Source organism: Bacillus sp. SIMBA_031, assembly GCF_046535225.1.
Lineage (GTDB): Bacteria > Bacillota > Bacilli > Bacillales > Bacillaceae > Bacillus > Bacillus velezensis.
In genome coordinates, this window is the sequence record NZ_JAWRXC010000112.1 from 1 (window position 1) to 307 (window position 307).

Genomic DNA, 307 nt, shown 5'->3' on the forward strand with positions numbered 1-307 from the left:
GTAGTTTGCTGTCGCGCACGTCCGCCAAGAGGCCATGGGTTTCAAGATGGACGACGGCGATTCCCACCGTCACGGGACCTGCCAAGGCCCCCCTGCCTACCTCGTCAACGCCTGCCAGCAAGGTAACGCCGGGTGCAAGGAAGGATCGCTCGGTATCCAATGTGGGAATGCCAACCGGGGCCTTCTTCTTCAGCGGTGCTTTCTTTTTGACCGCCGTTTTGGCCGCCGGTTTTGACGCCGTTTTGGCTACCGTTTTCGCTCCGCCCGGGGACTTGGCCGTGGTGTGGGTTTGGGTTGGGGCCGGCAT

General features: G+C 61.9%; 1 pseudogene. It reads right to left on the reverse strand.

From position 1 onward, the window contains the following. A pseudogene (locus SB724_RS19720) lies at positions 1 to 307 on the reverse strand (hypothetical protein); the annotation flags it as partial.